The organism is Paraherbaspirillum soli, assembly GCF_042654985.1.
In the GTDB taxonomy this organism is placed as follows: Bacteria; Pseudomonadota; Gammaproteobacteria; order Burkholderiales; family Burkholderiaceae_D; genus Paraherbaspirillum; species Paraherbaspirillum soli.
The window spans coordinates 409,742-429,727 of the sequence record NZ_JBHSMT010000013.1 but is presented as its reverse complement, the minus strand read 5'-3'; the positions used below and the strand labels follow the sequence as shown (position 1 = coordinate 429,727).

The following is a 19,986-nucleotide window of genomic DNA, read 5'->3' as shown; positions in this document are numbered from 1 at the left end:
CCGCGATATTATCCGGCCAAGGCTTTGATCGTGGCTTTGATCTGGGTCAGGCGCGCCGCCAGATCGGGCATGTTGACGGTGATGCGCAGCTTGTCCTGGCCGTTTAATTTGATGTGGCGATTCTTTTGAATTAGTTCGATGATGCGCATCGCATCGATCGGTGGATTGGGGATGAATTGCAATAGCGCCGCTTCGGCATGAGCGTCGATCTTGATGATGCCGACCGGGTCCGCCGCAATCCGCAGGCGGTGAGTTTCAATCAGTGCCTTGGCGGGATCGGGCAATTTGCCAAAACGGTCGATCAATTCTTCCTGTAAGTCGTCAATCTTGTCCTGCGCTTTGCAGTTGGCCAGTCGCTTATACAGTGACAGTCTCTCATGCACATCGCCGCAATATTCGTTGGGCAGCAGGGCCGGGACATGCAGGTTGATTTCGGTAGTGGTCGACAGCGGTGCGGCCAGGTCAGGTTCCTTGCCGTTTTTCAATGAGCGGACGGCTTCGTTCAGCATGTCGGAATACAGTTGGAAGCCGATCTCCTGCATTTCGCCGGATTGATTTTCGCCCAGCACTTCGCCGGCGCCGCGGATTTCCAGGTCATGCATGGCGAGATAGAAGCCGCTGCCGAGTTCTTCCATCTGCTGAATCGCGTCGAGGCGGCGCTGCGCCAGCTTGCTCAATCCCTGCACGTCATGCACCAGCAAATAGGCATAAGCCTGATGATGCGAGCGACCGACCCGGCCGCGCAACTGGTGCAGCTGCGCCAGGCCGAACTTGTCGGCGCGATGCATGATGATGGTATTGGCGGTCGGGACGTCGATCCCGGTTTCGATAATGGTGGTGCACAGCAGGATGTTGAAGCGCTGTGCGACAAAATCGCGCATCACTTTTTCCAGATCGCGCTCGTGCATCTGGCCGTGGGCGACGGCGATGCGGGCCTCCGGCAGCAACGCTTCCAGCATGGCTTTGCGGTTCTGGATGGTCTCCACTTCGTTGTGCAGGAAGTAGACTTGACCGCCGCGCTTCAACTCGCGCAGGCAAGCCTCGCGGATGGTGGATTCTCCTTCGCTGCGGACGAAGGTTTTGATGGCCAGTCGTTTTTGCGGCGCGGTGGCAATGATGGAAAATTCGCGCAATCCTTCCAGCGCCATGCCCAGCGTGCGCGGGATCGGCGTGGCGGTCAGCGTCAGAACGTCGACTTCGGAGCGCAAGGCTTTGAGCGCTTCTTTTTGGCGCACGCCAAAGCGATGTTCCTCATCAATAATCACCAGGCCGAGACGAGAAAACTTGATGTCATCGGACAATAATTTGTGGGTGCCGATCACGATATCCAGGGTGCCGTCGGCCATGCCCTTGATTGCTTGCGTGATTTCCTTGCCGGAGCGGAAGCGCGACAGTTCGGCAATCTTGACCGGCCAGTCGGCAAAACGGTCGGCGAAAGTCTGCGCATGCTGCTCTGCCAGCAAAGTGGTCGGGGCCAGGATCGCGACCTGTTTGCCGCCCATGACGGCGACAAACGCGGCGCGCAACGCGACCTCGGTCTTGCCGAAGCCGACATCGCCGCAGATCAGGCGATCCATCGGTTTGCCGCCGGTCATGTCCTTGATGACGGCGTTGATGGCGGCGGCTTGGTCGGCGGTTTCCTCAAAGCCGAAACTGTCGGCGAACGCTTCATAATCACGCGCGGAATACTCGAAAGCATGCCCTTGCCGCAGCGCGCGCCGCGCATACAGATTCAATAATTCGGCGGCGGTGTCGCGCACCTGTTGCGCGGCCTTGCGTTTGGCTTTTTCCCATTGCCCTGAGCCGAGCGCGTGCAGCGGCGCATCCTCCGGCGACGCGCCGGAATAACGCGAGATCACATGCAGCTGCGAAACCGGTACATATAGCTTGGTGTCCTTGGCGTATTCAAGATGCAGGAATTCCGTTTCGCCTTCACCCAGATCCATGCTGAGCAAGCCCATGTAGCGACCGATGCCATGGTTGACGTGCACCACCGGGTCGCCGATCTTGAGTTCGGACAGGTCGCGCACCATCGACTCGACCTGGGTCGCGCCTTCCTGCTTCTTCTTGCCTATGCGGCGGCCGGTGCCTGCATACAATTCGGTTTCAGTGATGAAGACAAATTGCGTCAATTCAAACCCGGCGTGCAACGGCGCTACGCCCAGCATCAATTTTGCCGTCGAGGTGGCAAAATCCGTGTAGCCGTCGCACAGGGCGAGCGGCAGATCGTATTCGCTGAAATATTGCTGCAAGGTTTCGCGGCGGCCGTTTGATTCGGCGCAAATCATGACGCGGCGATCGGTTTGCAGCAGGTAGGAGCGTAAATTCGTCAGCGGGTCTTCGACCCGTCGATTGACCGCGATGTTGGGAATCGGTGCCGACAATTCAGATGCTGCATCGCTGCTTTGAATGATCCAGCGGCCGTGCGGCTTGGCAAGGGTAAAAAAATCTTCGTCGGTCAGGAACAAGGCTTCCGGCGCCAGCAATGGGCGTTCCCGATCCGCTCTTAAAAATTTATAGCGGGATTTGGTGTCGCTCCAGAAGCGCTGGATGGCGCCCTCAATATCGCCGACCAGCGCGAACGTGGTGTCGGCCGGCAGATACTGGAACAGGGTGGCGGTTTCGTCAAAAAAAAGCGGCAGGTAATACTCGATGCCGGCCGAGGCGATGCCGTTGCCGATGTCTTTATAAATCGCCGAGCGCGACGGATCGCCTTCGAACATTTCGCGCCAGCGGCTGCGAAAGGCCGAGCGCGCCGCCTCGTCCATCGGGAACTCGCGGCCGGGCAGCAAGCGGACTTCCTTGACCGGGTATAAAGAGCGCTGGGTATCGGCGTCGAAGGTGCGTATCGTTTCGATGGTGTCGCCGAACAGATCGAGACGGTACGGCAGCACCGAACCCATAGGGAAAATATCGATCAGGCCACCCCGCACCGAATATTCGCCAGGCGACATGACTTGATTGACGTGACTGTAACCGGCCAGCGTCAATTGCGACTTCAGGCGCGCTTCATCCAGCGTCTCGCCTTGCTTGAAAAAGAAGGTATAGCCAGCCAGGAACGACGGCGGCGCCATCCGTACCAGCGCGGTGGTGGCCGGCACCAGCAACACGTCGCACTGGCCGTTCTGCACTTCATACAAGGTAGCCAGCCGTTCCGACACCAGATCCTGATGCGGCGAGAAGGCGTCGTAGGGCAGGGTTTCCCAGTCGGGCAGCAAATGGCAGCGCAGCATATCCTGCTTGTCATCTTGTTGCTTGGCTTGAAACCAGGGGATTTCAGCCAGCAGCCGTTGCGCATCGGTGGCATTGGCAACCACCACCACCAGCATTTGCCGCCGCGACTTCAACGCAAGTGCGGCCTGCGCCAGCGCATAGGCATCGGCTGAACCATGCACGGCAGGCAGCGCAAAACGCAATCCCGGCTTGGGAAGAGATTTTTCTAGATCAAAGGACATTAAGGTGTGGTGCATCAATGTGTGAGAGTCTGTGCCAGATCTTACAACCGGTCCTGGTCGGCGGCATCCGATGGGAGGTAAAAAAGCTGCAAAGCGCCTGATTTGACAGTTAAAATCCGGAGCAACATTATAAACTACGAGCTTAAGTGCCGAATTGCATGATTTTGTTTGGTCAAGCGCTGCAGGATGCATGCAGCAAATTTTCATAAGCCCGCCATGATTTTTTCTCAAAGTTTTCTGCCGAGTAGCAACGCATGAATCCCCCACGTCATTTCGCCCTGATTCCCGCCGCCGGCATTGGCGCCCGGATGGGAGCCGAGTTCCCCAAGCAATATATGCCGCTTGCCGGCAAGCCGATGCTGATGCACGTACTGGACACCTTTGCCGCGACCGCTGCTATCGCGCATACCTTCGTCGTGATCAGCGCCGATGACTCTTATATCGGCGAGTTGATGACTGCGGCGCCGCAGTTGCAAGGCCGGGTAACGCTGCTGTATTGCGGAGGCGCGAGCCGTCATGAATCGGTGTTGAACGGCTTGCATGCAATGCGAGATCAAGTCGGGGACGACGACTGGGTGCTGGTGCACGATGCGGCACGGCCGGGTTTGACCAGCGGCTTGATCGAACATTTGATTGAGGCACTGCGAGACGACGCCGTGGGAGGGCTGCTGGCGTTGCCGGTGGTGGATACGCTGAAGCGCTGCGATCAGAATCAGCGGGTGGCGGAAACCGTTCCGCGCACAGCATTGTGGGCCGCGCAGACGCCTCAGATGTTCCGCTATGGCTTATTGCAAACTGGATTGACGCGCGCGGAATCTGTTACCGATGAGGCTAGCGCGATTGAGATGCTGGGCTTGCAGCCGCGTCTGGTCGAAGGCAGCCCGCGTAATTTCAAGGTGACCTTGCCACATGACGTCGCATTGGCAGAGATTTTTTTGAAGGACTATTCATGAACAAACATCCAGGAATTCGTATCGGCCAGGGTTACGATTGCCACGCGCTGGTATCGGGCCGGCCATTGATTATTGGCGGAGTGACGATTCCTCACGCCACCGGTTTGCTGGGGCATTCGGATGCGGACGTATTGTTGCATGCGATTATCGACGCCCTGTTCGGCGCTGCCGGCCTGGGAGATATCGGCCGCCATTTCTCCGATACGGATGCGCAGTTCGCCGGCGCGAATTCACGGAAGTTATTGCGCGAGGCAGTCAGGTTGCTTGGCGCGGCTGGTTACGGCATAGGGAATATCGATTCAACCATCATTGCGCAAGCACCGAAAATGGCGCCGCATATTCAGCAGATGGTCGAGCACATTGCCGCCGACTGCGGAATTGCCGTCGGCCAGGTGAATGTCAAAGCCAAGACCAACGAAAAACTCGGTTACTTGGGAAGGGAAGAGGGGATCGCGGCGGAAGCCGTGGCCTTGCTGTTCCACCTGTAATTCACGGGCACCTCTAAAAAACGTAGCGAGCATCGCAGCTCCGAGATTGGGACGCGCAGTAGGTTTTTAGAGGTGCCCCGCTGTCGTCGTCAGCTTATTTGCTGATATCTATCTACCGATATCGCGGCTCGCCGACAATGCAATTTGCACCGCCAAGCCGCCGCCTTCGCGATTGCGCAGGCGCAGTTTGCCGCCATGCTGTTTGATGATTCGGCTGATGATGGCGAGTCCCAGGCCTGAGCCGTTGGCTTGCCCACGAGCCACATCCAGGCGCGTGAATGGTCGCAACAATCGATCCATTTCGCTGTCAGGTACGCCCGGGCCGCGATCGGCCACCTCGATCAGGACCTTGTCTTGCCGGACGTGGCAATCGAGGTCGATCTCGACGATGTCGGCGTCGTCCTTTTTCCCATAGCGACGGGCGTTCTCGAGCAAGTTGTCGAATACCCGTATCAGCTCGGTTTCGTTGCCGGATACGTACACATCCGGCGCAATATCCGTTTGAATCAGCACATCGCTTTGACGTGCTGCGTTCTGCGCGATGTTATGGATCAGATCGCTCAGATTGATCGGTAAAAAACTGCTGGTGTCGCTGGGTTTTGCGTAGTGTAAAAATTGACCGATGATGGCATCCATTTGGGCCAGGTCGGATTGCATGCCGATCCGGGCTTCATCCGATAACTTCGCCATTTCGACTTCGAGCAGCATGCGCGCCAACGGTGTGCGCAGATCATGCGAGATGCCCGCCAGAATAATCGCCCGATCAGATTCGATGCGCTGCAAATCGCTCACCATCTGGTTGAAGCTGCGATTGGCTTCTTCGATCTCGGTCGGTCCGGTTTCCGGCAACGGCTCAGGTTGCTGGCCTTTCGCGACGGCGCGCGTGGCAGCGGTCAGGCGCGCGAGCGGCTGATTGATCAGCGTCGAGATAAACATGGCTCCCAGCAGCGACAACAGCAGCGCGACGCTGGCCCATTGCAGCCATTGAATGCCGGAATTGCGATCAACCCGATCGCGATCCAGCATCAGCCAATATTCATCGCCATCGATCTTGAAACTCACCCAGAAGCCGCCTATGTCATTGACCTTCGACGAAAATTTGGTGTTGTTGCCGAGCCGCGCGCGCACTTCTTTTTCCAGTTCTGGCATCAGCGCGGTGTCGGGCGGCGGCTCGATTTTATCTGTGTCTTCCAGTGGGTAAATGCGGATGCCCTCGTCACTGGCCAGGTCAAACAGCAATTCCCGCCTTAAGTCCGGTGCCGAGTGGGTCAGGGCGGCGCGCGTGATGGCGACGATTGAGATGATTTGCGCGGCAACTTGTTGCGCGCGCGGGCCGCGCTCGACGATTCTGAAGCTGGCGACCCAGGTTCCCATGCTGACGGTGATCAGGAATGCCAGTAGAAAAAACGTCCGCCACAGCAGGCCGCTTTTCAGCCATGCCAGGCGGTTGGCTGCGGTCATAGAATTACGATGCAATGCGTTACGCTAAAAAAGGCTAGCGATACAGTGACGGGCATCAACGCGGCTGACCTTCCGGAATGAACACGTAACCGAGTCCCCACACGGTCTGGATATACAGCGGGCTGGCCGGATCGGGTTCGATCAGTTTGCGCAGACGCGAAATCTGTACGTCCAGGCTGCGATCGAATACTTCATATTCCCTGCCGCGTGCCAGTTCCATCAATTTTTCACGGGACAATGGTTGTCGCGCATGGCGGGCAAATACCTTGAGCACGGAAAATTCGCCGGTAGTCAGTGGAATCGACTCGCCGTTTTTTTTCAGCGTGCGTGTGCCGAGGTCGAGTATGAATTCGCCGAACTCGAAAGTCTGCGGCGTTTCCGACGGCGCGCCAGGCAATTCGTCGGGTCCCTTGCGGCGTAGCACCGCACCGATGCGTGCCACCAGTTCGCGCGGATTGAATGGCTTGGGCAAATAATCGTCGGCGCCCATTTCCAGGCCGACGATACGATCAACATCTTCGCCTTTGGCGGTCAGCATGATGATCGGCGTCTGGTCGCCGGCGCCGCGCAATCGTCGGCAGATCGCCAGACCATCTTCACCCGGCAACATCAGATCGAGCACCAATAGATCGTAACGTTCGCGAATCCACAGCTTATTCATCGCCTGGGCATTTTCCGCTGTGACAACCTGGAAGCCTTGCTCGGTCAAATAACGTCTAAGTAGATCTCTCAGCCGAATGTCGTCATCCACCACCAGGATTTTATGTTGATGGACATTGGTTGATTGTGTTGGGGTGTTGATCGTGTTCATAGTCGTATGGTAACTTCAGAGTGCACATCAAAAATATAGTTGACGTGGTTGGATTACAAAGTGTTACAAACTTTACCAAAAACGTCTTATGGCGATAAGTGGTGCGGCTTACACTTAATTCGAGGCTGTTAAATCTTAACCGCTATCCTGAAATCACAGAAGAAGTCCTTATGATTATGATGTTCCGGAAAATCAGTGTCTGTCTGTTGTTGCTGGCAACAATGATGAGCGTATACGCTCGGTCCGATCGTGTGCGTGAAGAGCGTCCGGAGCGCGAGGCGCCTCCGCCGTCTCAATATGATGCGCGACGTGGCGGCGGGGCACCTAATCAGGACTGGCAAAATAACCGCGGCCGCAACGTTGAGCAAAGCGAAGGAAATGGTCGCGGGAAAATGTCGCCGGATGAACGGCGAGCGCTGCGGCAGCAAATCAATGAGGCCGGTCGAGATATTTATCCGCCTCGGCGTTGATGACTCAAGGTGTGTAACGTTAAAGAAAAACCGGCGATGAAGATCCCGGTTTTTTTTATTGAGCGTCAGGATTTGCGTTGCAGGATATTTGACGACTTTGTGCGAGTCGTTAAATTTTATGTGGGCTATTCAATGTGAGCTGTTAATTCGGCGACGTAAACCAGAAAGGGGTTGCAAGATTTCTCTTGCAACCCCTCGTAACACTGGTGCGGCTGGCAGGAATCGAACCCACGACCCCTTGGTTCGTAGCCAAGTACTCTATCCAGCTGAGCTACAGCCGCGAAAAACAAAATTATATCTGAGCTTTGTTAAATTTGGAAGAGGGAAATATGTAATGCATTAATATTTCTTATTTCGGGCAGAAGCTAATTGCCTCTCCTGTTTTATTGCGGCTGCGTTGCAGGGCATTTTGACGACTTTGCGCTGCTTGTAAAATTCCACGACGTAAACCAGAAAGGGGTTGCAAGATTTCTCTTGCAACCCCTTGTAACACTGGTGCGGCTGGCAGGAATCGAACCCACGACCCCTTGGTTCGTAGCCAAGTACTCTATCCAGCTGAGCTACAGCCGCGAACAAGGCCGCTATTCTGACATAACTATTTTTAATTTGGAAGTATTAATTCGCATTTTAGTTTTGCCTTGGGCGGTAGGGGGTTGTCGGCAAGTTTGTGCTGGTCAGGAAGGTCTGCAATGATACAATCAAACAGTAATCATTATCATTTGTAGCTTGAGAGAGGTTGATGACATGAATGTAAAAGTATTCGCGATGTCCGCGATTTTGGCGTTAGGTTTTGCGGGCAATGCGTTGGCGGCCGAGTATCCGATCGGGAAGCAACAAATCATGAACGGTCTTGAAATTGCTGCGGTTTACTTGCAGCCAGTAAAGATGGAACCCGAAGGGATGATGCGCAAGGCGGAAGAGTCCGACATTCATATCGAAGCCGATATCCGTGCAGTAAAAAACAATCCGAACGGCTTTGCCGAAGGCGACTGGATGCCGAATCTGGTGGTCTCTTACCAATTGACCAAAGCCGGCTCCAAACAAGTCATCAAGGGCGACATGATGCCTATGGTGGCGAGCGACGGTCCGCATTATGGCGACAACGTCAAGTTGGCCGGTCCGGGTAAATACACATTGAAATTGATGATCTCCCCACCTTCCGCCAATGCCGCGACACATTTCGGTCGCCATGTGGACAAGGAAACCGGTGTCGGCGCGTGGTTCAAGCCGTTTGAGGTCGTCAATGAATTTGTTTTCGCCGGTGTCGGTAAAAAGGGCGGGTATTAAATTCTCTGTGGCGTTGCGCGTGCAGATTTTATTTCGGATTGATGCTTGGGAGCAGGATTGATGGGTGTACGTAAAATGCGTGGCTTGTTTAGTGTGGGATTGTTTTTTGTGGCAGCCACGTCGTTCGCCGCCGACCTGCCTACTTTCAGGCTCGAAATGAAAGACGGCGTCCTTAATCCGGCACGGATCGAGGTGCCGGCGGGCCGGAAAATAAAAATTGAAATTTACAATGTCGGTAAGTCTGCAGCCGAGTTCGAGAGCGTCCAGTTCCGCAAAGAAAAGGTGCTGGGCCCGGGTGCGCAGTCATTTGTCGTGATTGCTCCGCTAGAGCCGGGTGAATACAAGTTTTTTGATGATTTCCATATCGACACAGCACAGGGTGTGATTGTCGCCAAATAATTCCATGTCCAAATCAAACGTGCACTGTGTCGACTTCGCCCGCAGGACCTGCATCGGGTACTGTTTGCGATCCACCTTCGTGTTCACGATTGATCCGGAAAAGAATAATAGAAACGCAGTGACGGAGAGATAAGCGATGGGTCAGGTTTTGTTCATCGTCTGGCGCGAGAGCGTCGAGGCTTTGCTAGTAGTCGGTATTTTGCACGCATGGTTAAAGAACGGCGGTGAAGCTGCCCGTCGCGGCTTGCCTTATCTGTGGGGCGGCGTCGGGGTGGGCGTGCTGGCAGCCATTGGCCTGGGTGGCGCGCTACTTGGCTTCAGCGAGCTGTTGTCCGGCAACGCGCAAGATTACTTTCAAATCGTGATGGTGCTGCTGGCAGCCGTATTGATCGTACAGATGGTGTTCTGGATGCGCAAACACGGCCGCACGCTCAAGCGCGAAATGGAAACCTCGTTGAACAGCAATCTGCAGAGCGCCAACTGGTGGGGCGTATTTGCATTGGCTGCGCTGGCGATCGCGCGCGAGGGCAGTGAAACCGTGATCTTCCTTTATGGTCTCGGTTTGGGGCAGCAAGACGGCAGCATGGGTTCGATGACATTGGTCGTAGCGATCGGCTTTGCGCTGGCGTTCCTGACCTTTTATCTATTGCAACTCGGCGGCAAGTTTTTCTCCTGGCGCCGCTTTTTTCAAGTCACCGAAATTATTTTGCTATTCCTGGCGGCGGGCCTGCTGCTGACCGGCATTGAACGCCTGATGTCGCTGGATATCGTGCCAACACTGGTCGATCCAATCTGGGATAGCTCGCGCTTGCTGGATGACACGACTTCGTTTGGCAATCTGGTCTCCGTGCTGACCGGCTATCGTGCGCAGCCTGCACTGATGAGCTTGCTGGTCTATGCTGGATATTGGACGTGCGTCTTGTTGTTCCTGAAACGAGCCAAACCGCAGGCAAAGCCAGCGGCATAATCCAATGAATACTTGTGCTGTTCCACAGACGCGACTTTCCCGCGCCGCCGATTGGATGCGGGATCACGCCAGGCTGATTCGCTGGGTGCAATGGGGGATCGTGCTGTTATACGGCTTCCTGATTCTGGTGCCGATTTTTTTGCCGCTGCCGGATGAGACGGCGCATATCTGGTCGAACCTGACGCTGATTGCCCAGTTTGCGTTCTGGGGCATATGGTGGCCGTTTGTGTTGATCAGCATGGTGCTGATGGGGCGCGTCTGGTGCGGGGTGTTGTGTCCTGAAGGAGCGTTGACCGAATTCGCCAGCCGGCATGGTCTGGGCAAGGCTATTCCGCATTGGATGCGTTGGGGCGGCTGGCCTTTTGTGGCGTTCGCGCTGACCACGATTTACGGCCAGATGGTCAGCGTCTATCAATATCCGAAAGCGGTGCTGCTGGTGTTGGGCGGCTCTACTGTTGGAGCGATGATCGTCGGTTATCTTTACGGCCGCGACAAACGGGTCTGGTGCAAATATCTGTGTCCCGTCAATGGCGTGTTCGGCTTGCTGGCGAAGCTGGCACCATTCCATTACAAAGTGAATGAGAACGCGTGGCGTGCCTCCTACAACACTGGCGGGCGCAAGACGATTGCGATCAATTGCGCGCCGCTGGTACCTTTGCGAGCAATGAAGGGCGCTGCCGATTGCCACATGTGCGGGCGTTGCAGCGGTCATCGCGATGCGATTGAATTGACCTGGCGCGCGCCGACCCAGGAAATTGTCGAGCACGGTCAGCAGCACAATAGTCTGTGGGAAAGCGCACTGGCTTTATATGGATTGATGGGAATCGCGATCGGCGCATTCCATTGGTCGGCCAGTCCCTGGTTTATTCAAATCAAGCAGGCGCTTGCGACCTGGTTGATCGAGCGCGACATCATGTGGCCATTCGGCACCCAGGCGCCGTGGTGGATATTTACCAATTATCCGGCGCAGAACGATGTGTTCAGCTGGCTCGATGGCGGCTTGGTGATCGCCTATATCCTGACCACAGGCCTGGTATTGGGGACGGCGCTGACCGTGTTGTTCGCCTTGAGCAGCCGTCTGCTTGGCGGATGGGACCGCAAGCGTTTTAATCATTTGGTGCAGGCAACGATCCCGCTGGCTGGTTGCGGCGTATTCGTGGGCCTGTCTGCCACCACCGTCAGCCTGCTGCGCGGTGAACATTTGCCGGTATTTTGGGCGAACGATTTGCGCGCCATACTTCTGATCGGCACCAGCTTGTGGAGTGTCTGGCTGGCCTGGCGCGTCACCGGGCGTCATACGCCGTCGTTTGGCCGTCGCTTATCAGGCATGGCGCCCGTTATTGCAGGCTTGGGGCTGGTCAACTATGCGTGGCTGCTAATGTTCTGGCGGTGGTAAGTCCACCTTTCCCTGGTTTTCATTCCTTCATTGCAGCGTCACTTGACCGGTTTCCGGGAAAGCGGCGCTGTTCTCCATCGCCTTAATTCAGGGCGCCTCTAAAAACCGCAGCGAGCAGCCCAAGGTCGGGGCGAGAATATCTGCGCGTCAAGACCAATAATATTGATTATTGGAAATGTAGTTTGCATTTTTTTACAGTACAGTAGAGCCTCCACATCGTATTTATGGATCGGCACTCATGTCGTGGTTTCATGCAAATAAGCCGAAAGGCCGTATCAATGGCCCGGATTTTCTAGGCTGGTTATTGTTTTGCTTTTCGATCGGATTGGTGCCTTTGCTGATTATCGTGTTGACGATAAGCGCGTTCGCCATGCTCAAGCGCGACGAATCGCGAGGCTATCCGGTACCGCTGCAATTGCATGTCCTCAGTGATCCTGAACAACGCCTGACTCCCGCCCAGGCATTTCGGGAGCTGGCTGCGACCCCGCTGACCATATATCGCGATACCCATTTGCTGGAAACGCCATTCTGGTTTTCATTTGTGGTGCCGGCAACTGTCAAGAATGACCGTACCGAAATCGAGTTGCCGTCGCGTCATGCACAACAGGTCATGTGTTGGGAGGGCGCCGGCAAACGCTTGCTGGGTGCTGCCAGCCGCAATAAGGAAGAAGGGCTTCTGAGTGCGGAAAAGACAGGTTTTACCTTGTCGCCGGGAACCCTTGCCGCGCCAATGACGGTGGTGTGCAAGGGGACCTACTCCGGGCCGGCGCGGATTTCGGGCCAACAATGGCGCAGCGCCGATCTCGATCGCTCGATAGACGAATTTCAGCGCGGTATCGGTTTGCTGGAAGGCGGGTTGCTGATACTGACCTTGTTCGTGCTGGTAGCGGCGCTGATCAATCGCGAATGGATGTACGTGTTATTCGCGGTCTGGCTGCTGGGCAACTTGCGTCTGGGCGCCAATTCGATGGGATGGGACGATCATTGGCTGTCATTGACCATCCCGTATCAGTGGATGCCTTTACTGCGCAAGCTGACGTTCGCAACCTACTACATCGTGACGTATGCCTTGTTCGGTGCGCTGTTCAAGAATGAGTTGAAACTGATCGGGTTCGGCTGGATGCTCAAGTTGCTGCAATGGCTAGGACTGTTTCTGCTCGGCGCCGCGCTGCTGCTGCCGTATGCCCGCTTCCTCCCTGTCTTATGGTGTGTGGCCCCGGTCGGGATGGTGATTGTCGTGTTTTTGCTGGTGCGTATCCTGGTGTTGACGCAAACCCGAGTCGCGCTCTGGTACTGCGCTTCTTTGGTCATCGTGCTGCTGGCGACTTTCGATGAAGTGATTGCTGCCGCATTTGGCTTCAAGGCCTTGAACAATGTGTTCAACAGCGTGACTGCGGCTTTGCTGGCGAGCTTGATGGCGTCGTTGGCTTTCGCCGAGCAGATGCGGGCGGAAAGGAAAGAGCTGGCACTGGTTCAGGCCGAGCTGCGAAGTACCTATGAAGTGACGCCGATCGGCTTGTTTACCCTTGATGCCGACGGCAGCTTTGTCCGGACCAATCCCGCACTGGAGAAAATTCTGGGGCTCGATCCTGTGACCTGCCAGATGAAAAAATGGAGTGCTTACTTTGAATCCGGCGCTTGGGCCAAGTTGCTGCATATTGTGTCAGGCAAAGGAGGCAACGAAGCAGAGCTGAGGGGGATAGACACCGGCGATGGCGAGCCGAATTTTTACCTGGTCACGGCGACCAAAGCCCATGGCCGCATCGAAGGCTCGCTGCAAGATATAACCGATCGCTCGAAGGCGCTGCAACGGCTGCAGTTTTTGGCGGAGAATGACCCGCTGACGGAAGTGTTGAATCGGCGCGGCATAGAGAAAATGCTGGAGCAGGCGATTCAGCAACAAAGCGACAGCCGGCCCCTGGCGCTGGCCTATCTCGACCTGGATCGCTTCAAATTGATCAATGACTTGTTCGGGCATCAATCCGGCGACGAAGTGTTGAAGCAACTCTGTGCCCGCATTCAGTCGTTCCTGGCCGACAACAAGCAAATTGGCCGGATTGGCGGCGACGAATTCATCATCCTGTTCCAGGACGTCGAGATCGCCGATGCCACCGATATCTGCAGTGCCATCATTCAGCAAATAAGCAGCCAGCCGTATCACATCGGGACCCGCGCATTTCATGTAAAGGGTTCGATCGGCCTGATTGAAGTGGACGCAGGGATGCGTGCGCAAGACGCCATTTCAGCCGCCGACCGGGCCTGCCGCGAGGCCAAGAAAGCGCATAGCGAGCATATTGTGGTGTATCAAAAGAATGCGTCCGCATTTCAAGATCGGCTGGAAGAACTGAGCTTGATCGAAAAGTTGGGCGGTGAGTTTCTGCCTGCCGGCCTCTTTATCGAAATGCAGCCCATCATGTCGCTGAGCGCTCCCGAGGAGTCTCTCAACTTCGAGGTCTTGCTAAGACTGCGTGACGCCGACAACAAAGTGGTACCCGCAACCAGGGTGGTCGCCGCGGCCGAAGAAAACGGCAATATCGCGGCGATTGACCGGTGGGTACTGAGCACCGTGCTGGAATGGCTGACGCTACATCATCGGCAATTGCCGCGGACAAAATTCGTCTGCGTCAATTTGAGCGGGGCATCGCTCAACGACGAAAAATTCATCCAGGATATCTTCGTGATCTTGAGCAAGCACGCACAAGTGGCGCCTTTGCTATGCATTGAAATTACCGAAAGCATCGCCTTGCACGATCTTGAACATACCAGCCGCTTTATCGACCGCTTGCAAAGCCTCGGCGCCAAGGTTGCGCTGGACGATTTCGGCGCCGGCTATACATCGTTTACTTATCTGAAGGAGCTATCGGCTGACGCGCTCAAGATTGATGGTGCGTTTATCCGCAGCATGAATATGCACCCGGCGAACGAGGCCATCGTCGAAGCCATCATTGAGCTGGCGCGTAATCTGGGCATGACGAGCGTCGCCGAATGGGTGGAAAATTGTGAGGTGATCGAAGCGCTGGCCAAGCTAGGAGTCGATTATGTGCAGGGCTACATCATTGCCAAGCCGCAGTCGCCGGACGCGATCCTGGCAGCACATTCCGCCGCCAGTTTTATTACGGATGAAGCGCTGCTGCGCTTTGTCCGCGATCGGCGCGCCGGCGGCAAGGCATGGGCGCTTGAGTATGACGAGATCCCGCCGTCGGAATTGCATTAGGCAGAACCAGGCGGACGTCATTGAGGCTGTAAAATGACCGCCTTGCGTCCACTAGCATTGATGCCGAACATACAAACCGTTTTTTACCCTAAAGAAATTCTATGAGCGCGACCCTCAAACACATCGTTTTCTGGAAATTGAAAGAACACGCCGAAGGCGCCGACAAGGCAGCCAATGCATTGAAAGTAAAAGCCTTGCTGGACAGTTGTGCAGATGTCGTGCCGGGGATGTTGAAATTCGAGGCAGTCATTGCACAACCGGGATTGGAAGCCACTTATGACGTTGTGCTGTATTCCGAGTTCGTTTCGAAAGCAGCCCTGGACGCTTATCAAGACCATCCAACGCATGTCGCCATTAAACCTTTTGTCGGCGCAGTGCGGGAAGCGCGGCAGTGCATGGACTACCTCAGCTGAATTGGGCTGCCAAATTTTTTACTACGCTTTGATCGATATCGATGTTGCCTTCCCATATTTTCCCGATTGACAATCCGTTTTTGAGCTACCTCGGCGTCGAGTTCGTCGAGGCGGGCGAGGGTGCTGCCCAACTCGCGCTGGATTTGCAGCCGCATCACATGAATAGCTGGCAGGTCACCCACGGCGGGGTGTCGATGACGATGCTGGACGTGGCGATGGCGCTGGCCGGCCGTTCGCTTTATCCGCAGGCTGACGCGGCGGTGACGGTTGAAATGAAAATCAGTTTCCTGCAACCTGCCGGCCGCACCGGCGGCCGGATTATCGCCAAGGGCAAGGCATTTCATCGTTCCACCACGATGTGCTTTTGCGATGCGGAGCTGTGGCATGGCGAGCAACTGGTGGCAAAAGCGATGGGCACTTTCAAATACCTGAAGCACCAACGAGCGGCACTGAAAATCAAGCCGGCCTGAAGCCGTCATCAATCCATCAAGCGAGGCCACCATGAAATTTCATCTGACGGTCGACAACTGGGCAGCCCAGCAAGCCGACGCACGCGCAGTGCGCTACGACGTATTCGTCATCGAGCAAAAAATTCCGGTCGAACTGGAGTGGGACGAGATGGATGCGTTTTGCCTGCATGCGGTCGCGTATGACGAGGCAGGGCTGGCGATCGGTACCGGACGCTTGCTGCCCGATGGCCACATCGGCCGGATGGCGGTCAGGTTGGCTGGGCGCGGGCAGGGCGTAGGCGCGGCGATTTTGCAGGCATTGATGGCGCAAGCCCGGCAGCGCGGCGATCACGCCGTCATGCTGAATGCGCAAACTCAGGTGGAAGCGTTTTATGGGCGTTACGGCTTTACCCGCGTTGGCGACGAGTTTGTCGAGGCAGGGATTCCGCATATCTGCATGCGCCACGTGTTCGCCTGAGCAGGCAACGCGGCCACACAATCACCAGCTGGGCGCGTGCGTCCCCAGCGGCACCGAAGGCAGCCCCCAGTAGGCTGGCGTCAGCGACAGCTGCGCGGCATGGCGCACTGCGATCAGGCTGCCAAAACCGGATGCGCTTTGCTCCAGCAAGTCCTGCACTTGTTCGAAGCTCAAATCCTCGGCAGCCAGGCCATTCTCGATGCGGCCAAATTGGCGCAGCCAATGCCCGACTTGCACCAGCGATACCCGCACATGCCAGCTGCCGCCTTCCGTCATGCGGCGCGCCAGCGCAGTCATCGCCCCAGCCGCCATCAGATAGCCCGCGGCATGATCCAGCACTTGCGCCGGTAACGGCTTCGGCTGCGCACTGTGCGCCGCTTGCGCTTCCGCATGGTTGAAACCGCTGGCGGTCTGCACCAGTGAATCGAAGCCGCGTCGTCCCGCCCACGGACCGACATGCCCATAAGCCGATAGCGATACATAGACGATGCCCGGACGTCGTTTTGCCGCAGCGTCGGGTCCGAAGCCGAGCGCATCCAGGCCGCCGGGCCGATAGCCTTGCACAAAAATATCGGCATCGCGCAGCAAATGGTTGAGCGCTATATGTCCTTCCGGCCCTTCTGTTTGCCGCAAGTCGAGCTGGCAGGATCGTTTGCCGCGGCCGGTATCGATCACCAACGGCGCGATCGCCGGCAAATGCGGCGCGGTCACCAGCAACACATCGGCGCCGTGCGCGGCGAGCGCGCGGCCGCATACCGGTCCGGCAATGATGCGGGTCAGATCCAGCACGCGCACTCCATCCAGCGGCCGCTGCGAGAATGGTGCAGGGAGCGCCTGCGGCGGCGCCTCGCCGATTTTTTCGATGGTCAATACGGGCAGCGCCCGCATCGCCTGCGCTTGCGGATGACGATCCCATTCGTCGAAGGAGCGCATGGCTGCGACCACCAGGCCGGCATTGGCGGCGGCATCTTCGAACGCTTCGGCGCTCCAGTTTTGCAAGGCGCGTTCGACCGCGGAGCGCTCATGTTCGCATTGGAGCAATTTCAACACGCCGTCGCGATGATGCGGAAAATTGGTATGCAGGCGCACCCATTTGCCGTCGCCGCAGGGATAGGCGCCGGCGATCTTGTCCCATAGTTCCGGGGCGCTGGCGCCATCCACCCGAAAATAGCGTTCGCTGCGGAATTCAGCCGCTGCATGGCGCATGTCGACGGCCACATGCTGACGGCCCGGCTGGCGCAAATGCCACAGCTCGGCCGCCGCCAGCGCCGAGGCGGCGATACTGACCTGGGCGGCGGTGCCGACTGCGAACGATGATGGCAAGACCGGTTCGCTGCCGCTCAAGGTCAGATGCGACAGTGCGGCGGCCGGCTGCTCCAACGCAGCCCATAGCGCTTTCATGGCATCGAAGCGATTGATCGGTGTCTGTGACGCGGATGAGGAAAACATATGGGCACCTTGAAAAACCTACTGCAGGGTTTGGCAAGCTCGCTACAGTTTTTCGAGGCGCCCATATACTGCCTCAGGGCGATCGGGTTTAAACGTTTAGCGTTATTGCGGAGACTGAACGACGCGCTCGTGCAGCACCGCGCCGCCGTTCGCCTGGATTTTTACCAGCGTCGAAGCACGGGTGCCATAGTCCGGGGATGCGATGAATACCGCCGACAGCACCCGTTCTCTATCGATCCCGACCCCGGTCGACGGCAAGCGGCAGTCGCTGGCGGGGGTCGTGTCGGTCAGCATTTCAAAGAAGGTTTCGTCCGGCGCACCCTGGCATAACAAGCTGGCAAACTGGGCTTTGGTGCGCACCACTTTGGGCCAGCAAACGTCCAGCAATGCATTCGATATGCCATAAATGCCTGGCGTCAGCGGCTGGCCGTTGCGAGCGTCGGCATCGCCTTTGTTGGAATACCAGATCAGTTGCCGGCCGTCGCCGACCAGCAGGTTGAAGCCGTTATAGGCGGCTGCGTCGGGCGCAACTTTTGCGATGTATTCGGCTGCCGATTGTTTGCTGCTCAGGAAATCCGATACCAGCGTGCCGCGGGTCGGCGCATCAGCGCGGCGCTCGGCCGGTGCCCGGACGTTGGTGAGCGCGGCAAAGCGGCCGCCGCGGGTGATGCCGATCCAGGTCCCGCCGTCTTGCAGGTCACGGCCGGCGTAAATATCGGGATGGTCGTCCCACCAGCCGGCAGGGGCACTCGGGCGCGCATAAAATTCATCGCGGTTGGCGGCGGCTATCAAGGGCGAGCCGGGAATGACTTGCCACGCAAAAACGATCAAACACATGATGAGATATTCACAAAAGATTCAGTATGACGAGGGCCTGCGATGAAGGCGGCGATGCCGCTTTGAGTGACTGCTTGTTCAACAATATGGGTGAAATCCGGCGGCACCGAAGAATACACTTCCATCCAGGTGTGATGGCCGTCTTCGATCTCGGGGCGGCGCTTCAAGGCGCTGGCGATCCGATGCCGGTGCGACAAGCCGGCTTGCATCGCCGTCGCCGCATGGTCGAATTGCTGGGCGCGTTCGGCGGCCACACGGTAATAAATGTAGAGATCCATACTCATGATGAATTTACGCTGACTCTTCAGCGGCGGAGAGTTCGGATAACAGATACGGCAGCGGCTCAAAGCTCAGCTGCGGCCCGTGCGCCGAGCCGAGATGCACCGTGCCATGTTCCAGCGCAGCCAGTTTGATCTCAAGCAGGCAGCTGCTGCGTTGGGTGCCGCTGGCCTCGGCGTTGATAATCATGCCGCACGGCTGCTCCGGGTCGGCACTGGAAAATACTTCGGTGGCTGCAGCAATCTCGACCGCATCGACCCTGGCCAGCACGGCACGACGTTTGACCTTGCCGAGATATTGACTACGGGCGACGATTTCCTGGCCCGGATAGCAGCCTTTCTTGAAATTGACGCCGCCGATCAACTCGAAATTGATCATTTGCGGGACGAATTGCTCTTGCGTAGGCGCAGTGATGTGCGGGATTCCGGCTTGGATTTCAGTCAATCGCCATGTTCCGCTGCCAACCGCGCGCAAGCTTTGGGTCAGCACAGGCCAGGCCATGGTGGCGGTCGCAACCGTGGCGATCCATTGGTAGCGCGCTTTGCCATTGGCGTTGGCGACGCGAATCAGCGTGCCGTGCTGGTTGTCGATCTTGGCGTAGGGCGCTGCCGGCAGGGCGGCAAACCATGGCGCAAGGGCGTCGGCGACGGCATCTCCGGCCAAGCCCAGCGCCACTTGCGTCTCGGAGGCATCAGCCAGTTTTGCCTTGGCCCGCATGACAAACATTTGCAGGCGTTTTTGAATGCTTGCTTGCAGCGTGCGCGGCAGTTGCAACAGCAGGCTGTCACCGCTCTTCCACATCAGGAAGGTCGCCAGCAGACGGCCTTTGGGAGAGCAATAACCGGCCAGGCGCGCTTCCCCGGTCGATAAATGCTGAACATCGTTGGTCAATTGGGTATGCAGGAAACTGGCGGCATCCTCGCCGGTCAGCGCGATCAGGCCCAGATCGGTCAGTGGGGCGACAAAACTATCGCTGGCCCCGATAGCGCCGTGTTGCAGATCGCTAGAATGTTGCTGTAAAAAATCCAGCCAGGTGGTTGTCGTTTCAGTCATAAAGTGTGGGCAATCTCATTTCAGCGATTATCATGTTGGCTTGATTATAGTGATGTCGCAAAAAAGGCGTTGGATAGCATCCATATTTGCCTAATGGAAAACAGAGTACAGCGGCATAAATTCGGAG

Annotated in this window: 18 protein-coding genes and 2 tRNA genes; 11 read left to right on the top strand and 9 right to left on the bottom strand. The window is 56.8% G+C overall.

Translation table 11 applies throughout. The features are described 5' to 3' along the window. Positions 1–8: 8 nt before the first annotated feature. Positions 9–3,455 carry a transcription-repair coupling factor gene (mfd, locus tag ACFPM8_RS09565; protein ID WP_378997271.1) on the bottom strand — a complete coding sequence of 1,149 codons (3,447 nt, stop codon included), beginning with the start codon at positions 3,453–3,455 and terminating at the stop codon, positions 9–11. A gap of 254 nt (positions 3,456–3,709) precedes the next feature. On the opposite strand from mfd, the gene ispD reads away from it, so the two are divergent. Both ispD and ispF read left to right on the top strand, forming a co-directional pair. Then, positions 3,710–4,408 carry a 2-C-methyl-D-erythritol 4-phosphate cytidylyltransferase gene (ispD, locus tag ACFPM8_RS09560; RefSeq protein WP_378997270.1) on the top strand — a complete coding sequence of 233 codons (699 nt, stop codon included), beginning with the start codon at positions 3,710–3,712 and terminating at the stop codon, positions 4,406–4,408. After that, positions 4,405–4,896: a 2-C-methyl-D-erythritol 2,4-cyclodiphosphate synthase gene (ispF, locus tag ACFPM8_RS09555; RefSeq protein WP_378997269.1), complete on the top strand. Its 492-nt coding sequence runs from the start codon at positions 4,405–4,407 to the stop codon at positions 4,894–4,896. Before ispD ends, ispF begins: the two co-directional genes overlap by 4 nt. A 108-nt stretch (positions 4,897–5,004) precedes the next feature. Here the strand turns inward: ispF and ACFPM8_RS09550 are convergent, their stop codons facing one another. Both ACFPM8_RS09550 and ompR read right to left on the bottom strand, forming a co-directional pair. Continuing rightward, entirely contained in the window at positions 5,005–6,357 is a 1,353-nt protein-coding gene (locus ACFPM8_RS09550; protein ID WP_378997268.1) for a sensor histidine kinase, read from the bottom strand. Between the two features lie 55 nt (positions 6,358–6,412). After that, on the bottom strand, positions 6,413–7,168 hold the full coding sequence (gene ompR, locus ACFPM8_RS09545) for an osmolarity response regulator transcription factor OmpR (protein WP_378997267.1): 756 nt from the start codon (positions 7,166–7,168) through the stop codon (positions 6,413–6,415). Positions 7,169–7,338: 170 nt separating this feature from the next. On the opposite strand from ompR, the gene ACFPM8_RS09540 reads away from it, so the two are divergent. Continuing rightward, complete coding sequence (locus ACFPM8_RS09540) at positions 7,339–7,638, top strand: hypothetical protein (RefSeq protein ID WP_378997266.1); 300 nt, start codon at positions 7,339–7,341, stop codon at positions 7,636–7,638. Positions 7,639–7,842: 204 nt separating this feature from the next. Here the strand turns inward: ACFPM8_RS09540 and ACFPM8_RS09535 are convergent. Beyond that, a tRNA-Arg gene (locus ACFPM8_RS09535) sits at positions 7,843–7,919 on the bottom strand. Positions 7,920–8,131: 212 nt separating this feature from the next. Next, positions 8,132–8,208: transfer RNA gene (locus ACFPM8_RS09530), tRNA-Arg, on the bottom strand. A 174-nt stretch (positions 8,209–8,382) separates the two neighbouring features. Here ACFPM8_RS09530 and ACFPM8_RS09525 point away from each other — a divergent pair. The 8 genes from ACFPM8_RS09525 to ACFPM8_RS09490 all read left to right on the top strand — a co-directional run bounded on the left by ACFPM8_RS09525 (position 8,383) and on the right by ACFPM8_RS09490 (position 16,241). Then, the gene (locus tag ACFPM8_RS09525; protein ID WP_378997265.1) at positions 8,383–8,925 is read left to right on the top strand and encodes an iron transporter; all 543 of its coding nucleotides are present in this window, start codon (positions 8,383–8,385) and stop codon (positions 8,923–8,925) included. Positions 8,926–9,000: 75 nt separating this feature from the next. Beyond that, complete coding sequence (locus tag ACFPM8_RS09520) at positions 9,001–9,324, top strand: cupredoxin domain-containing protein (RefSeq protein ID WP_378997446.1); 324 nt, start codon at positions 9,001–9,003, stop codon at positions 9,322–9,324. A gap of 136 nt (positions 9,325–9,460) precedes the next feature. Next, positions 9,461–10,291, top strand: a complete 831-nt coding sequence (locus ACFPM8_RS09515) for an FTR1 family iron permease (RefSeq protein WP_378997264.1) — start codon at positions 9,461–9,463, stop codon at positions 10,289–10,291. Positions 10,292–10,295: 4 nt separating this feature from the next. Next, the gene (locus tag ACFPM8_RS09510; RefSeq protein ID WP_378997263.1) at positions 10,296–11,687 is read left to right on the top strand and encodes a 4Fe-4S binding protein; all 1,392 of its coding nucleotides are present in this window, start codon (positions 10,296–10,298) and stop codon (positions 11,685–11,687) included. A gap of 238 nt (positions 11,688–11,925) precedes the next feature. After that, positions 11,926–14,901 (top strand): putative bifunctional diguanylate cyclase/phosphodiesterase, encoded by a 2,976-nt coding sequence (locus tag ACFPM8_RS09505; RefSeq protein ID WP_378997262.1) that lies wholly within the window; start codon positions 11,926–11,928, stop codon positions 14,899–14,901. Between the two features lie 101 nt (positions 14,902–15,002). After that, on the top strand, positions 15,003–15,314 hold the full coding sequence (locus tag ACFPM8_RS09500; RefSeq protein WP_378997261.1) for a Dabb family protein: 312 nt from the start codon (positions 15,003–15,005) through the stop codon (positions 15,312–15,314). Positions 15,315–15,355: 41 nt separating this feature from the next. Then, positions 15,356–15,784, top strand: a complete 429-nt coding sequence (locus tag ACFPM8_RS09495) for a PaaI family thioesterase (protein WP_378997260.1) — start codon at positions 15,356–15,358, stop codon at positions 15,782–15,784. Positions 15,785–15,815: 31 nt separating this feature from the next. Further along, positions 15,816–16,241 carry a GNAT family N-acetyltransferase gene (locus tag ACFPM8_RS09490; RefSeq protein ID WP_378997259.1) on the top strand — a complete coding sequence of 142 codons (426 nt, stop codon included), beginning with the start codon at positions 15,816–15,818 and terminating at the stop codon, positions 16,239–16,241. Positions 16,242–16,262: 21 nt separating this feature from the next. On the opposite strand, the gene ACFPM8_RS09485 is transcribed toward ACFPM8_RS09490, so the two are convergent. The 4 genes from ACFPM8_RS09485 to ygfZ all read right to left on the bottom strand — a co-directional run bounded on the left by ACFPM8_RS09485 (position 16,263) and on the right by ygfZ (position 19,859). Continuing rightward, positions 16,263–17,690, bottom strand: coding sequence for a CoA transferase (locus ACFPM8_RS09485; protein ID WP_378997258.1), 1,428 nt, complete (start codon positions 17,688–17,690; stop codon positions 16,263–16,265). 102 nt (positions 17,691–17,792) lie between these two features. Then, on the bottom strand, positions 17,793–18,527 hold the full coding sequence (locus ACFPM8_RS09480; RefSeq protein ID WP_378997257.1) for an NRDE family protein: 735 nt from the start codon (positions 18,525–18,527) through the stop codon (positions 17,793–17,795). After that, entirely contained in the window at positions 18,518–18,811 is a 294-nt protein-coding gene (locus ACFPM8_RS09475; RefSeq protein WP_378997255.1) for a DUF4936 family protein, read from the bottom strand. The genes ACFPM8_RS09480 and ACFPM8_RS09475 overlap by 10 nt, the downstream gene beginning before the upstream one ends. Before the next feature lie 7 nt (positions 18,812–18,818). Continuing rightward, positions 18,819–19,859: a CAF17-like 4Fe-4S cluster assembly/insertion protein YgfZ gene (ygfZ, locus tag ACFPM8_RS09470; RefSeq protein WP_378997254.1), complete on the bottom strand. Its 1,041-nt coding sequence runs from the start codon at positions 19,857–19,859 to the stop codon at positions 18,819–18,821. Positions 19,860–19,986 lie beyond the last annotated feature (127 nt).

Coding starts and splice junctions, on each gene's coding strand:
- ispF (WP_378997269.1), top strand. CDS start 4,405: ATGAACAAACATCCAGGAATTCGTATCGGCCAGGGTTACGATTGCCAC.
- ACFPM8_RS09550 (WP_378997268.1), bottom strand. CDS start 6,357: ATGACCGCAGCCAACCGCCTGGCATGGCTGAAAAGCGGCCTGCTGTGG.
- ygfZ (WP_378997254.1), bottom strand. CDS start 19,859: ATGACTGAAACGACAACCACCTGGCTGGATTTTTTACAGCAACATTCT.
- ACFPM8_RS09525 (WP_378997265.1), top strand. CDS start 8,383: ATGAATGTAAAAGTATTCGCGATGTCCGCGATTTTGGCGTTAGGTTTT.
- ompR (WP_378997267.1), bottom strand. CDS start 7,168: ATGAACACGATCAACACCCCAACACAATCAACCAATGTCCATCAACAT.
- ispD (WP_378997270.1), top strand. CDS start 3,710: ATGAATCCCCCACGTCATTTCGCCCTGATTCCCGCCGCCGGCATTGGC.
- ACFPM8_RS09480 (WP_378997257.1), bottom strand. CDS start 18,527: ATGTGTTTGATCGTTTTTGCGTGGCAAGTCATTCCCGGCTCGCCCTTG.
- ACFPM8_RS09505 (WP_378997262.1), top strand. CDS start 11,926: ATGTCGTGGTTTCATGCAAATAAGCCGAAAGGCCGTATCAATGGCCCG.
- ACFPM8_RS09515 (WP_378997264.1), top strand. CDS start 9,461: ATGGGTCAGGTTTTGTTCATCGTCTGGCGCGAGAGCGTCGAGGCTTTG.
- ACFPM8_RS09540 (WP_378997266.1), top strand. CDS start 7,339: ATGATTATGATGTTCCGGAAAATCAGTGTCTGTCTGTTGTTGCTGGCA.
- ACFPM8_RS09490 (WP_378997259.1), top strand. CDS start 15,816: ATGAAATTTCATCTGACGGTCGACAACTGGGCAGCCCAGCAAGCCGAC.
- ACFPM8_RS09510 (WP_378997263.1), top strand. CDS start 10,296: ATGAATACTTGTGCTGTTCCACAGACGCGACTTTCCCGCGCCGCCGAT.
- ACFPM8_RS09520 (WP_378997446.1), top strand. CDS start 9,001: ATGCGTGGCTTGTTTAGTGTGGGATTGTTTTTTGTGGCAGCCACGTCG.
- ACFPM8_RS09485 (WP_378997258.1), bottom strand. CDS start 17,690: ATGTTTTCCTCATCCGCGTCACAGACACCGATCAATCGCTTCGATGCC.
- ACFPM8_RS09495 (WP_378997260.1), top strand. CDS start 15,356: ATGTTGCCTTCCCATATTTTCCCGATTGACAATCCGTTTTTGAGCTAC.
- ACFPM8_RS09500 (WP_378997261.1), top strand. CDS start 15,003: ATGAGCGCGACCCTCAAACACATCGTTTTCTGGAAATTGAAAGAACAC.
- mfd (WP_378997271.1), bottom strand. CDS start 3,455: ATGTCCTTTGATCTAGAAAAATCTCTTCCCAAGCCGGGATTGCGTTTT.
- ACFPM8_RS09475 (WP_378997255.1), bottom strand. CDS start 18,811: ATGAGTATGGATCTCTACATTTATTACCGTGTGGCCGCCGAACGCGCC.